This is a genomic window from Sulfitobacter sp. (assembly GCF_036960155.1).
Lineage (GTDB): Bacteria > Pseudomonadota > Alphaproteobacteria > Rhodobacterales > Rhodobacteraceae > Sulfitobacter.
The window spans coordinates 730255-741958 of the sequence record NZ_JBALWB010000001.1 but is presented as its reverse complement, the minus strand read 5'-3'; the positions used below and the strand labels follow the sequence as shown (position 1 = coordinate 741958).

The window sequence follows — 11704 nt, the reverse complement described above, 5'->3', positions numbered from 1 at the left end:
TTGATTTCAAACGTATCAAATAGTTGGATGTTTCAATGACACCAGAAGAAATTGAAAAACTGCCTTACCGTCCATGTGTCGGTGTGATGGTGGTGAACGCGGCGGGACATGTTTTTGTTGGGCAACGCGTGGATCGTGATTACGATGCTTGGCAAATGCCGCAGGGTGGTGTGGACCCCGGCGAGGACCCGCGTGAGGCCGCACTACGCGAACTTGAAGAAGAAACGGGCATCACACGTGATCTTGTGACGGTTGAGGCTGAAACCAAAGATTGGCTGCCGTACGAACTGCCCCGTGATCTGGTGCCAAAACTGTGGAAGGGTCGTTTTCGCGGACAGGAGCAAAAATGGTTCTTGCTTAGGTTCAATGGCACTGACGCACAGGTGAATATTCAGACAGAGATACCTGAGTTTAGCAAATGGCGCTGGCTTGCAGCTGATGAAATGCTGGATGGGATCGTACCGTTCAAACGTGAGGTTTACGCGCGTGTGCTGGATGAATTTGGGGATTTGCTGTGAGGGGTGTAATAATTGCGGCTTTGGTCGCAGTTACGCCAGTCTCAGCGACGGCACTGTCTTGCACGCCTCATTCAGTGGAAGTCGCGTATCAACAGGCTGATGCCGATGACGCGCATTTTGTGATTGTACGCGGTTCTCTAGATTTTGACGCGGGCGAATTGCCGAAAGGTGGCGTGGAAAACCAAAGCCGTACAGTGCCATTAACGCAAATCAAGGCGACGTTGTCAGGGCGGGCGTTGTCGCAAAAAGGATTTTCTACACCATTCAATAAGTCAGTAACGCTTGAGGTTGCCTGCTATGGCCCGTGGTGCGCGCGTCCCCAGATTGGGCACGACGTATTGGCCTTTGTTGAGTTGACGCAGGACGGTGGGGTAATTGCAACCAACCCTTGCGGTGGGTATTTATTCAATTCGCCAGCGCCAAAAATGATCAGTGCAGTCAAAAGTTGCTTTGCCGGAAAGACGTGTCAGCCGCTTAGATAACGGGCACCCATGCCGCGGCATTTTCGGGTAGGGCACCGATTAGACGCGGGTCATCGTCGATTTCCACTTCACGTTTGTATGGCGTAAAGCCTGAGCGAACGTAAAAGTTGAGTGCTTGGGGGCTATCGATTGTGCAGGTATGGACATGAAAACGGCTGATGTCGGTATCCCATGCATGGCTTATCGCTTGGTTCATGAGATAACGGCCCGCTCCTGTCCCAATGAGGTTGGATGTGAGACCAAAATAGGCTAACTCACATGCGCCATCCATGCGAAAATCAAGCTCAAGAAGGGCTTCGTCCACGCCGCCCTTGCTGAGCGTGAAGACGATAACCTTTGGATCATCAAGGATCGCTTGCAGCTCGGCATCGGGCATTTTGAGACGCCCGTACCATAGCCAGTCAAGTGCGCCGACACGGGTAAACACATCGCGGTACCACTCCAGTGTCGGTTTGACCTGCCGAAATGTAATGCCCTCTGGCAGCGGTACATCTTTGATAGGCGCAGGCGCGTGCATTTCCAAATGCGTGACAATCATCGCCAGCTTACCCTTTGGGACAGCGTGGTACCCATCCGCCAGCATCAGATCAGGCCTGCTTTTTCGAACTCTTTCATCATGTCCTTGGCGGGGCGTGGCCCAACATGAGAGATGACTTCGGTGCCGCATAGATTTCCCATACGCCCACATGTTTCCAGATCGCGGCCTGTCGCGATGCCATAAATGAATCCAGCAGCAAATTGATCGCCTGCGCCAGTTGCGTCAACTGGGACAATGCGCGCGGGTGCGGGGATATCAACGCGTTCTGATCCACGGATCAGAGTCACGCCATCGCCACCGCGTGTACACACCATGATAGGGCACATTGCGGCGGTCTTGTTCATGGCATCTTCAAGGTCGTCTGTTTCGAACAAGGATTTGAGCTCGGCTTCGTTACCAATGACAAAGTCCAGCTCGTGTTCGATCATCTGCAAAAAGTCAGCCCGGTGGCGTTCTACACAGAAGGGGTCAGAGATGGTGATTCCCGCCATACCGCCACCTGCTTTGGCTGCGCGCGCGGCTTCGCGGAATGCTGTTTTACCAGCGTCTTCGTCAAACAGGTAACCCTCAAGGAACATGATCTTGGCGTTTCCTGCGACTTCCTGTGGAACATCTGATGATGCCAAGCCCGTGGATATACCAAGATAGGTATTCATCGAGCGTTCGCCATCTGGGGTCACAAAGATCATGCTGCGGGATGTGGGGCGATTGCCATCAACCACAGGGGGGTTCACAAAATCAATACCGTTATCCGTCATGGCATCTGCATAAAAGCGGCCCAGACCATCATCACGTACCCGCCCGATAAATGCTGTTTTCAGACCCAATGCACCGACGCCAGCAATGGTGTTAGCCACAGCGCCACCGGGCGTTTGTAGGCGATCACCCATCGCACCATACAACTGTTCGGCCCGGTCTTGTTCGACCAGCTGCATGATGCCTTTTTCAATGCTCATGTTATCCAGAAACGCGTCATCCGAATGGCTGATGACATCCACAACTGCGTTGCCGATACCGACGAGATCGTAAGTCTTCATTCTGTTTTGTCCTTGTATTCGCATAGATCCCGAATGATGCAGGTCCTGCATTGGGGTTTGCGAGCTTTGCAATGATAGCGTCCGTGTAAGATAAGCCAGTGGTGCGCATGCAACTGGAAATCCGCAGGGATATTGTCTTCGACCGCGCGCTCAACCGTGTCCACGGTTTTGCCGGGCGCAATGCCAGTGCGATTGCCGACGCGAAAGATATGGGTGTCTACTGCTTGCGCAGGCTGATGCCACCACATGTTCAGCACGACGTTGGCGGTCTTGCGTCCCACGCCGGGCAATGATTGTAGCGCTGCGCGTGAATTGGGGACTATGCTGTCGTAATCGTCCACCAAAATCTGGCTCAGCTTGATCACGTTCTTGGCCTTTTGGCGGAACAGACCGATTGTCTTGATGTGTTCGGTCAGACCTTCAAGACCTAGGTCCAGCATCTTTTGCGGCGTGTCAGCGATTTCGAACAACGCGCGGGTTGCTTTGTTAACGCCCACGTCGGTTGCTTGCGCGGACAGGGCCACGGCGACTACCAATGTGTAAACGTTTACATGTTCCAGTTCACCTTCCGGTTCTGGATCGGCTTCTTGGAAGCGTTCCATGATGGCGCGAATGGTATGATAGTCGAGTTGTTTTGAAGGATTGTTCATGGGGCAAGGGTATGCGCAGGTTTCGGGTCGCGTGCAAGCGGGCGGCGGCATAATGTGATGTCATGATACAGATGATGCAAAATCCAGATGAAACCCAAAACACCTATCATTACGGGGTGATTGCCCGCGCAATTGCGTTGATCGACAGCGTTGAAGAACCGCTTAGCCTTGAGGCACTCGCAGCTGAAATGGGAATGAGCGCTGCACACTTCCAACGCGTGTTCTCTATGTGGGCGGGTGTTTCTCCCAAACGGTATCAACAATATCTGACACTAGGGCATGCCAAGTCGTTGCTAAGGTCGCAGTTCACGACCTTGGAGGCCGCACATTCTAGTGGTCTATCTGGCACAGGAAGATTGCATGATCTGTTTGTGCGCTGGGAAGCCATGAGCCCGGGAGATTTTGCCAGAGGCGGTTCAGGACTTCAGATTGACTGGGGTTGGTTTGATAGCCCCTTCGGGCCCGTATTGGTGATGGGCACGCAAAAGGGCATTTGTGGCCTGTCGCTTGCTGCTGAAATGGGAGAGCAGGCTGCGATGGAAGATTTGCGTAAGCGATGGCCTGCAGCAACGTTTCGCGAAAACCCCGAGCGGATAAATCCGTGGGTGCAGACTGCATTTGGACAAGGCAGCAAGAATGAGAAGGCGCCGCTATACCTGACGGGTGCGCCGTTCCAGATTAAGGTTTGGGAGGCGTTGTTGCGTCTGCCAGAGGGGCAGGTAACGACCTATGGTGCGATCGCGGAATCGATTGGCAATCCAAAAGCGGTCCGTGCTGTGGGTACAGCTGTTGGACGTAACCCAATTGGGTATCTCATTCCGTGCCACCGAGTGTTGCGCAAATCTGGGGGGCTGGGAGGCTATCACTGGGGGTTGCCGATGAAACGGGCCATGCTGGGATACGAGGCCGCACGAGCAGAGAACCGCTGATCTGACACAATACGCGCCCGTTTTGCGCAAGATGCCGCTTATTCCCCGTAACGAGCCATTTTGTCGGGGAGAGTTAGTCCTTATATTGTTTCTATCGAAAAGATGCTTCGCCCGAACGGAGCCGAAACAGTAAGGCAGTAGTACTATGACATTTCTAAAATTCCCTCTCGTTGCTGCGGTGACGGGTCTTGTCGCGTTGGGCGCATGTACCGATCCAAACGGCTCCATTCTGGCCCAAGACGGCGATGCGAACAAAAATCTGAAAAACGGCGCACTTCTTGGTGCGGGCGCGGGTGCTGTGATTGGCGCGCTGTCCAAAGGTGACGGTAACCGTGATCAGGGTGCCGTACGTGGTGCATTGATTGGTGCGGCGCTGGGCGCTGGTGGCGGTGCGCTGTTGGATCGTCAGGAACGTGACCTGCGTCAAAGCCTCGGCAACGACAATGTGACCATCACCAACACAGGTGATCGTTTGATTGTGACCTTGCCACAGGACATTCTGTTCGCCAGCGGTTCCTCTGCTGTGCGTCCTGACTTGCAGCGTGATCTAGGGGCAGTGGCCAGCAACCTGCAGGCTTATCCGAACTCCTCTATTCAGGTTGTCGGGCACACTGATAGCGACGGCGACGCGGGATATAACCAACAACTTTCCGAAAGTCGGGCCAATGCGGTTGCAAATGTGTTGATCAACAACGGCATCTCCGGATCACGCATTATTGCGAATGGCCGTGGCGAAAGCCAGCCAGTGTCGAGCAACCTCAACCCACAAGGCAAAGCCCAAAACCGCCGTGTGGAAATCATCATTCTGCCAAACGCAGCCTGAATGATCTAAATGCCGATGATGGGCCCCGATGCAGCAATGTCTCGGGGCCTTTGTTCGTTTAATGCATAGATGCACAGCAACTGTTTGTGCACGCGTCTTGAGATAAAATGTAAAATCGTCAGTTTGGTTAGGCAAACGCAAAACTGATGAAGGATCAATCTCATGGCTCTCCCTAAACTTGTTGGTATTTCAGGATCTCTGCGTAAGGACAGCCATAATTCCTTTTTGCTAAAAGAAGCCGCGCGGTTATTTGGGCCTGCTGATTATATACAGGCAGATATCAATTTGCCGCTGTATTGCGGCGACAACGAAGAAGCGGACGGCGTGCCTGCATCAGTTGATGCGTTGGCCCAGCACATCATGGATGCGGATGCGGTTCTGATTTCAACACCAGAATATAACTCTGGCCCGTCAGGTGTTTTAAAGAACGCGTTGGATTGGATTAGCCGTTCGTCAATAAAACCATGGGGTGGTAAGCCGCTGGCGGTCATGTCGGCGGCGGCTGGTCAATCAGGTGGTACCCGCGCGCAGTCTGTGCTGCGCGGATTTATGGTGCCGTTTCGGACACGAATTTTGCAAGGGCCGGAAGTCCAGATTGCCGCCAGCTACGCCGCGTTTGATGAAAACGGTCAGTTGACGGACGAGAGGCATATCAAAAGCCTAACAGAGTTGATGGAAAGCCTGTGCGCTGAAATCGCGACTTAAGCGGGGTTGCTAATCTCGATGAGGTTACCATCGGGGTCACGAATATAGATCGATAGGATTGCTCCGGTAGCGCCAGTGCGGCGTACCGGATCGATTTCGATCTCTACGCCCTGTTCAGTCAAATGGGCCTGCCATTCTGTTAGAGGCGTCTGAGACAGAAAACACAAATCAGCAGAGCCTGTTTTCACATTTTGCGCCTTGGGCTCAAACTCGGCACCGTTTTGATGCAAGTTGATCTTCATTGTGCCAAAGCATAGCGCGTGCCGTGTGCTGCCATCTGCAACCGTGAACGGTGCGGGGACCATGCCTAAAACCTTAGTATAAAATGTGAGGGTGCTGGGAATGTCAGCGACAGTCAGGACAAGATGATCAAGCGTTGAAAGTTGTGGTGTCATAGATTGTCCTCGACCCTAAATCCGTCTGGAATGGTATCAGTGCCATCAAGAATAAGATCAGCCATTACTTGAGCGATCTTTGGGGCCATTCCAAAGCCGATCTTGAAACCACCATTGGCGATAAAGTGACCAGTGCGATCAGGCCACATGCCCAGCATCGGCGAACGGGTCCGGGAGCGCGGGCGCACACCAGCCCAACGGGCTATAACGGGTGCATCCTGCAAAATTGGAATGACTCTGCGCGCTGCAGTGATAACATCGTCTAGCTGCGCATCTGTACTGGTTGCGTTTTCGAAATATCGTTCCGTGGTTGAGCCGACAGCGACCGTACCATCCAAGTGGGGGATGACATGCACGCCCTCTGAAAACAGTTGGGGCAAGCCGCTTGCATCATATTGTAACAAGGCTGCCTGCCCCTTTTCGCCACTACCTACAATGCGGCTGCGCCCCAAGTTTAATTCTTCCAGCCCAGCGGCCCCTGTAGCCCATAAAACTGCACCTCTGTCCGGCGCTTGGGGTTGAACGTTGACACCTTTGGCTTCCAGTGCGGCGACCAGAGCGTCACATGCGCGGCGAGGGTGAATGTGCGCGCTTAGCGTATCTCGGATCAGGTGGCCATCAGGGCTGATGGGCTGCCAGTCGGTGTTTGATGTCGGGATGACTTCCCAATTTGCATTGTCTTGCCAGAGTTCGCGGGCTGTCTCTATCCGGCGTAGGGCCTGCGCGCGCGCAGTTTCGTTCGCAATTGATTGCAAACGCCCTGTCCGCGCGTAGCCTGCATCCTTACCACCAGTAGCGGCGATTTCACTCCAGAACTGCTCTGTCATCAGCAGGCTTTCCAGCTGGAATGCCTTTTTGGTGTTCCAGCTTTCAGGCACATGCGGCGCCAATGCCCCAACAAGGCCGCCACTGCTGCCAGCCCCAGCACCGTTGGGATCAATGATCTGAACGGTAGCCCCGCGCTGGACGCATGCCCATGCAATTGACAGCCCAAAGATGCCTGCGCCGCGAATGGTAATATCGGTCATTGCCCCTGCCTTTGATTGCGCGCAGATTGCGCCTGAAAAACAGTTATAGGGCTATAGCGTGCAGGACCAGACAGCACAGATCGAATGGCGTGATGGGCGGGTGCCTGTTTCAACCCAGTTTGATGATCCATATTTTAGCTTAGAAAACGGCATGGACGAAACGCGCCATGTTTTTTTGGACGGAAATGACCTGCCTGCGCGGTTTGAGGATCGGTTTCATGTGGCCGAATTAGGGTTTGGCACAGGGTTGAATTTCTTAGTGGCGCTGCAGGCATTTCGCGATTGCGGTTGTGGCGGGACATTGCGGTTCACCAGCTTTGAGGCTTTCCCGATGGCGATGACCGATCTACATGCAGCATTGCGTGCCTTTGAAGGGTTGCCTGATGATCTGGCAGACGCGACCGAATTCCCAGTGCAACTAGATGGCCCTGATTTTGAATTACGTGTCATTCTCGGGGACGCACGTGAAACCCTGCCCGTGTGGGATGACAAAGCCGATGCGTGGTTTCTGGATGGGTTTTCTCCCGCTAAAAATCCTGAGCTGTGGTCACCCGAATTGATGGCCGAAGTCGGCGCGCATACGGCCCATGGTGGCACCGCAGCTACTTACACTGCCGCGGGCTTTGTGCGGCGTGGATTGGCGGATGCGGGTTTCTCGGTGAGCCGCGTACAAGGGTATGGCCGCAAACGGCACATGACACGCGCGGCAATAGTGTGACGCAAAGCAACAATATCCCGCTCGGCATTATGTTGATGATTGCGACAACGCTGGTTTTTGCAATTCAGGATGGGCTGTCACGACATCTGGCTGGTGAATATAACGTGATGATGATCGTGATGATCCGCTATTGGTTTTTTGCGGCTTTTGTCATTGCGATTGCCAAACGTTATGTGGGTGGCATCCGTGCGGCAGCCCGTACCGAGCAACCTGCGGTCCAGATCATTCGCGGGCTGCTGCTGTCGCTTGAGATTTGCGTCATGGTCGCCGCCTTTACCATCCTTGGATTGGTAGAAAGCCATGCGGTGTTTACCTGCTATCCGCTGTTGGTTGCTGCCCTGTCAGGGCCTGTGTTGGGCGAACATGTGGGTTGGCGGCGCTGGGCGGCGATTGGGGTCGGGTTTATTGGTGTGATCATCATTCTACAGCCAAACGGCGATGTGTTTGATATCCGCGCGCTGATACCGTTGCTGGCCGCTACAATGTTCGCCGTTTATGGGCTGCTGACCCGCTATGCCTCTCGTCGTGATACATCTGCGACCAGTTTTTTCTGGACGGGTGTGGTCGGTGCTGTGACCATGACGATATTGGGTGTTTGGTTTTGGGAGCCGATGACAGGCCCAGACTGGTTTTGGATGGGGTGTCTTTGTATCACAGGCGTAACTGGACATTGGCTGCTTATACGCTGTTATGAGGTGGCGGAAGCCAGTGCAGTCCAGCCGTTTGCCTATCTACAACTCGTATTCGCGGCAACGATTGGCATCGCGATCTTTGGCGAAACCATAGGTGCAAATGTTGCGATTGGTTGTGTGATTATCGTGGCGGCAGGGCTATTCACGTTTTGGCGCGAACGCCTTCAGGGTTGAGCCGGTCAGCTCTTCGTAGAAGGGGATCGGCAGTGGATCTAGGCCAAGGCGTGCGCGATAGATGGGCAGGCTTTCTGTGACGCGCATGATATAGTTTTGCGTTTCGCGGAAGGGGACCATTTCAACCCAGTCCGTAATATAGATATCGCCTTCACGTGGATCGCCGTTTTCGTTCATCCAGCGGATAGGGCGGCTTGGGCCTGCATTATATCCAGCTGACATCATCACAACGTTTCCGTCAAAACGCCCTGCAAGCTCGGCCAGATACTGTGACCCCAGACGCGCATTGTAGACGGGATCAGCCGTCAGGCGGTCAGTGGTGTGCTGTGGTAAAATACCAAGACCTTGGGCCACTTCACGGGCTGTGGCAGGCATCAACTGCATAAGACCTCGCGCACCAACACTGGATTGAACAACCGGATCAAATTCACTTTCGCGGCGGGCGATGGCTAGGGTCATCTCGGGGGCCATTGGCAGGTCGGCTTTGCCCGCGGGATGTAGTGCGTAATAGGGGGCGGCAATTTCTAGGCCACGGCGCGCGGCGCGTTTGCCGATCATCACCGCGATGTGGGGTTGCTCCACATCAATAGCGGCTTGGCCCAAAAGCTCCAGGTCAGGCTCTAATAGCTGCCCGGCTAGATGGGTCCAGAAACGTTCAGCCAAATCCAACTCGCCTGACGCCTGAAGCAAAAGACCAGCTTCAAATAAGGGAGCCGTTGCCAGTGGGCTGGTCTTCCAATTGGTTTGAGGGGTGGCACCTTTTAGTTTTTCTGGGAAAGGTATGCGCGCACGCTCTGCTGCAAGTAACCCATAAAAGGAAGTCTGGAAGTTCGCGCCCATTTGATAGGCAGCGGTAGCACCTTCGTTATCTCCTGCAACCTCAAGGGCCCGCCCCTGCCAATACCCGGCTCGGCCTTGGCTGATGGGCGATTCAACGGCTGAATCGTGGTTCAGAAAGTGTTGATGTGCCTTCATCGGTTCCTTTAGAAAGCGAAGAGCAATATAACCGGAAAGCCATTCTAGATCGGCGTAATCCGAGCCTTCGGTAAGGAAGTGCTGTGAGGCCATCGCGTAGGCACGTTTGGGGTCGCCAGAACGCATCTCACCGCGCGCCAATGCGCGGCGGCGATTGCCCCATGGGGCCGGATCACCCAAGGTTTCGATGCTTTCAGATGCTTCAAGAAGTAAGTCTTTTGCATCACCAACACGGCCCTTGCGGATGCGCCATTCAAACCGAGCGTGGTTTACGCCGCCGGTGTTCTTTAGGTTGTCGGGTAGTTTTTCATAGATGTTCGCAGCGCTGTCAGAGCGGCGGTAGAATGCAATGCGCGCCTCGGCTGCCTGTTCGGCTGCTTTGCTGGCGACACCGTACATTTGCCTTGCTTCGTTATATTCGCGCTGCCACACCATCGCATCAAGCCGAGCGTCGTGATGGGGCTTTAGCAACTCTGCGTTATTTTTTAGGAAAGCGGCCTGAGAGTTGGCATTCATCGACATGGTTCGCCAGGCGAGCACCAGATTTACTTCCGCAGGCCCCGTCAAGCCTTTGGCGGTGAGAGCATTTGCATGGGCTAACACGCCACGCGGAGTTTGCGCAGGGAACTGCTCAAAGAAGGCAATTATTTTTTCATCGTCTTGTTTGATGACATCGGGCTCTGAGCGGCGCAGTAAATACTCCATTCCTGGCCAGTCAGGTCGCCGCTTTATGAAGTCGATTAGTTGGCCATAGGTGCCTTGGGCTGCACGCAATCGGTGCCAAATAATGACATCCTGCGCAACAGTACCGTCCCGTATTGCGATCTTTTCAGCGGCATCAAAATCACCACCACGCATGGCATCTAGGGCCCATCCCAAGGGGCGCGGACGCTCTGCATTGGCAGAGACCGCCATGGCACACAGCAGCAACAGGGCCGTCAGATAACGTGTCATGGCTTGCATTTCCTATCTTGCTCACAGTACAGCCTTTTAACATAGTCTATCTGCGCGCGGGTACAAATCACGTGTCCGCAAGCAGGCGGTCTTTCTCTTGTGGTCTCGATCTTCGGGACGCATTCACCCCGGATGGCCTTTCGGTCTCCAGCACATAAGGAGCGTGCACATGTTTTCAGGTTCTATGCCTGCCCTCGTCACGCCGTTTCGCAACGGCGAGCTGGATATTGAAACACTTAAGAAACTCGTGGAATGGCATGTGGGCGAAGGGTCTGACGGGCTTGTTCCTGTTGGGACTACGGGCGAATCGCCTACTTTGACCCATGCCGAACATGAGGCTGTTGTCGAAGAGGTTGTGAAAGCCGCCGCTGGCCGTATTCCAGTTATTGCAGGCGCTGGTAGCAACAACACGTTGGAATCCATTCGCCTTGCGCAGCATGCAGAAAAAGTGGGCGCAGATGGTATTCTGCTGGTCACGCCATATTACAACAAACCCACTCAGCGCGGTTTGATTGCGCATTTCACGGCCGTGCATGATTGCTGCAAACTGCCAATCATTATCTACAACATCCCCGGACGTTCGGTTGTTGATATGACACCAGAAACAATGGGCGAGCTGGCTAAGCTTGAGCGGATCGTCGGCGTTAAAGACGCAACAGGTGATCTGGCGCGCGTTTGCGAACAACGCATCACGTGTGGGCCTGATTTTATCCAGTTGTCTGGCGAAGATGCGACTGCACATGGTTTTAACGCACAAGGCGGCGTTGGCTGTATTTCGGTTACGGCAAATGTAGCGCCTAAACTGGCATCCCAACTGCAGGCCGCGTGTACAGCAGGTGATTATGCAACTGCGCTGCAAATTCAAGACAAACTGATGCCACTGCACCAAGCGATCTTTACCGAGCCGGGCTTGGTTGGGGTGAAGTATGCAATGTCTCGTCTTGATTTGTGTTCCGAAGAAGTGCGCCTGCCGCTAACAGGCCTGAGCGACGAAACACGCGCATTGGTCGAAGCAGGCCTGAAACACGCCGAACTGGTCTAATATTTGGGCGGCTTAGCTGCCCTATACACATCGCGAATTTTCGG

14 protein-coding genes are annotated in these 11704 nt (G+C 54.1%); 8 read left to right on the top strand and 6 right to left on the bottom strand.

The genetic code is table 11. The features are described from left to right. Positions 1-35: 35 nt before the first annotated feature. Both V7775_RS03775 and V7775_RS03770 read left to right on the top strand, forming a co-directional pair. Positions 36-518, top strand: a complete 483-nt coding sequence (locus V7775_RS03775) for an RNA pyrophosphohydrolase (RefSeq protein ID WP_335750519.1) — start codon at positions 36-38, stop codon at positions 516-518. Next, entirely contained in the window at positions 515-1000 is a 486-nt protein-coding gene (locus V7775_RS03770) for a hypothetical protein (RefSeq protein WP_335750518.1), read from the top strand. The genes V7775_RS03775 and V7775_RS03770 overlap by 4 nt, the downstream gene beginning before the upstream one ends. Here the strand turns inward: V7775_RS03770 and V7775_RS03765 are convergent. From V7775_RS03765 to nth, 3 genes are read right to left on the bottom strand one after another with little or no spacing between them, the layout of a single operon-like run. After that, positions 993-1583 carry a GNAT family N-acetyltransferase gene (locus V7775_RS03765; RefSeq protein ID WP_335750517.1) on the bottom strand — a complete coding sequence of 197 codons (591 nt, stop codon included), beginning with the start codon at positions 1581-1583 and terminating at the stop codon, positions 993-995. The two genes, V7775_RS03770 and V7775_RS03765, sit on opposite strands and share 8 nt — an antisense overlap. Further along, the gene (locus tag V7775_RS03760) at positions 1583-2575 is read right to left on the bottom strand and encodes an adenosine kinase (protein WP_335750516.1); all 993 of its coding nucleotides are present in this window, start codon (positions 2573-2575) and stop codon (positions 1583-1585) included. Before V7775_RS03760 ends, V7775_RS03765 begins: the two co-directional genes overlap by 1 nt. Further along, positions 2572-3225: an endonuclease III gene (gene nth / locus V7775_RS03755; protein ID WP_335750515.1), complete on the bottom strand. Its 654-nt coding sequence runs from the start codon at positions 3223-3225 to the stop codon at positions 2572-2574. The genes V7775_RS03760 and nth overlap by 4 nt, the downstream gene beginning before the upstream one ends. A 62-nt stretch (positions 3226-3287) precedes the next feature. Between nth and V7775_RS03750 the strand changes: the two genes are divergently transcribed. The 3 genes from V7775_RS03750 (at position 3288) to V7775_RS03740 (ending at position 5682) form a co-directional block, all read left to right on the top strand. Beyond that, complete coding sequence (locus V7775_RS03750) at positions 3288-4154, top strand: bifunctional helix-turn-helix domain-containing protein/methylated-DNA--[protein]-cysteine S-methyltransferase (RefSeq protein WP_443070076.1); 867 nt, start codon at positions 3288-3290, stop codon at positions 4152-4154. 145 nt (positions 4155-4299) lie between these two features. After that, the gene (locus tag V7775_RS03745) at positions 4300-4977 is read left to right on the top strand and encodes an OmpA family protein (RefSeq protein WP_335750514.1); all 678 of its coding nucleotides are present in this window, start codon (positions 4300-4302) and stop codon (positions 4975-4977) included. 162 nt (positions 4978-5139) lie between these two features. Next, positions 5140-5682: an NADPH-dependent FMN reductase gene (locus tag V7775_RS03740; protein ID WP_335750513.1), complete on the top strand. Its 543-nt coding sequence runs from the start codon at positions 5140-5142 to the stop codon at positions 5680-5682. Here V7775_RS03740 and V7775_RS03735 read toward each other — a convergent pair. Together V7775_RS03735 and V7775_RS03730 are read right to left on the bottom strand one after the other, a co-directional pair. Next, a complete protein-coding gene (locus tag V7775_RS03735; protein ID WP_335750512.1) occupies positions 5679-6077 on the bottom strand; it encodes a VOC family protein in 399 nt (132 codons plus the stop codon). The genes V7775_RS03740 and V7775_RS03735 overlap by 4 nt on opposite strands. After that, a complete protein-coding gene (locus V7775_RS03730) occupies positions 6074-7105 on the bottom strand; it encodes an NAD(P)/FAD-dependent oxidoreductase (RefSeq protein WP_335750511.1) in 1032 nt (343 codons plus the stop codon). Before V7775_RS03730 ends, V7775_RS03735 begins: the two co-directional genes overlap by 4 nt. A gap of 58 nt (positions 7106-7163) precedes the next feature. Between V7775_RS03730 and mnmD the strand changes: the two genes are divergently transcribed. Both mnmD and V7775_RS03720 read left to right on the top strand, forming a co-directional pair. Beyond that, on the top strand, positions 7164-7823 hold the full coding sequence (gene mnmD / locus V7775_RS03725) for a tRNA (5-methylaminomethyl-2-thiouridine)(34)-methyltransferase MnmD (RefSeq protein WP_335750510.1): 660 nt from the start codon (positions 7164-7166) through the stop codon (positions 7821-7823). Positions 7824-7852: 29 nt separating this feature from the next. Next, positions 7853-8689 (top strand): DMT family transporter, encoded by an 837-nt coding sequence (locus tag V7775_RS03720; protein WP_335751052.1) that lies wholly within the window; start codon positions 7853-7855, stop codon positions 8687-8689. Here the strand turns inward: V7775_RS03720 and V7775_RS03715 are convergent. After that, complete coding sequence (locus tag V7775_RS03715) at positions 8654-10627, bottom strand: lytic transglycosylase domain-containing protein (RefSeq protein ID WP_443070075.1); 1974 nt, start codon at positions 10625-10627, stop codon at positions 8654-8656. The genes V7775_RS03720 and V7775_RS03715 overlap by 36 nt on opposite strands. Before the next feature lie 160 nt (positions 10628-10787). Between V7775_RS03715 and dapA the strand changes: the two genes are divergently transcribed. Further along, entirely contained in the window at positions 10788-11660 is an 873-nt protein-coding gene (gene dapA, locus V7775_RS03710) for a 4-hydroxy-tetrahydrodipicolinate synthase (RefSeq protein ID WP_335750508.1), read from the top strand. Positions 11661-11704 lie beyond the last annotated feature (44 nt).

What these genes read in the sequence shown, in the direction of transcription:
- V7775_RS03720 (WP_335751052.1), top strand. Translation starts at nt 7,853, where the DNA reads ATGTTGATGATTGCGACAACGCTGGTTTTTGCAATTCAGGATGGGCTG.
- V7775_RS03750 (WP_443070076.1), top strand. Translation starts at nt 3,288, where the DNA reads ATGATACAGATGATGCAAAATCCAGATGAAACCCAAAACACCTATCAT.
- V7775_RS03730 (WP_335750511.1), bottom strand. Translation starts at nt 7,105, where the DNA reads ATGACCGATATTACCATTCGCGGCGCAGGCATCTTTGGGCTGTCAATT.
- V7775_RS03775 (WP_335750519.1), top strand. Translation starts at nt 36, where the DNA reads ATGACACCAGAAGAAATTGAAAAACTGCCTTACCGTCCATGTGTCGGT.
- V7775_RS03740 (WP_335750513.1), top strand. Translation starts at nt 5,140, where the DNA reads ATGGCTCTCCCTAAACTTGTTGGTATTTCAGGATCTCTGCGTAAGGAC.
- dapA (WP_335750508.1), top strand. Translation starts at nt 10,788, where the DNA reads ATGTTTTCAGGTTCTATGCCTGCCCTCGTCACGCCGTTTCGCAACGGC.
- nth (WP_335750515.1), bottom strand. Translation starts at nt 3,225, where the DNA reads ATGAACAATCCTTCAAAACAACTCGACTATCATACCATTCGCGCCATC.
- V7775_RS03735 (WP_335750512.1), bottom strand. Translation starts at nt 6,077, where the DNA reads ATGACACCACAACTTTCAACGCTTGATCATCTTGTCCTGACTGTCGCT.
- V7775_RS03760 (WP_335750516.1), bottom strand. Translation starts at nt 2,575, where the DNA reads ATGAAGACTTACGATCTCGTCGGTATCGGCAACGCAGTTGTGGATGTC.
- V7775_RS03765 (WP_335750517.1), bottom strand. Translation starts at nt 1,583, where the DNA reads ATGCTGGCGGATGGGTACCACGCTGTCCCAAAGGGTAAGCTGGCGATG.
- V7775_RS03715 (WP_443070075.1), bottom strand. Translation starts at nt 10,627, where the DNA reads ATGCAAGCCATGACACGTTATCTGACGGCCCTGTTGCTGCTGTGTGCC.
- V7775_RS03745 (WP_335750514.1), top strand. Translation starts at nt 4,300, where the DNA reads ATGACATTTCTAAAATTCCCTCTCGTTGCTGCGGTGACGGGTCTTGTC.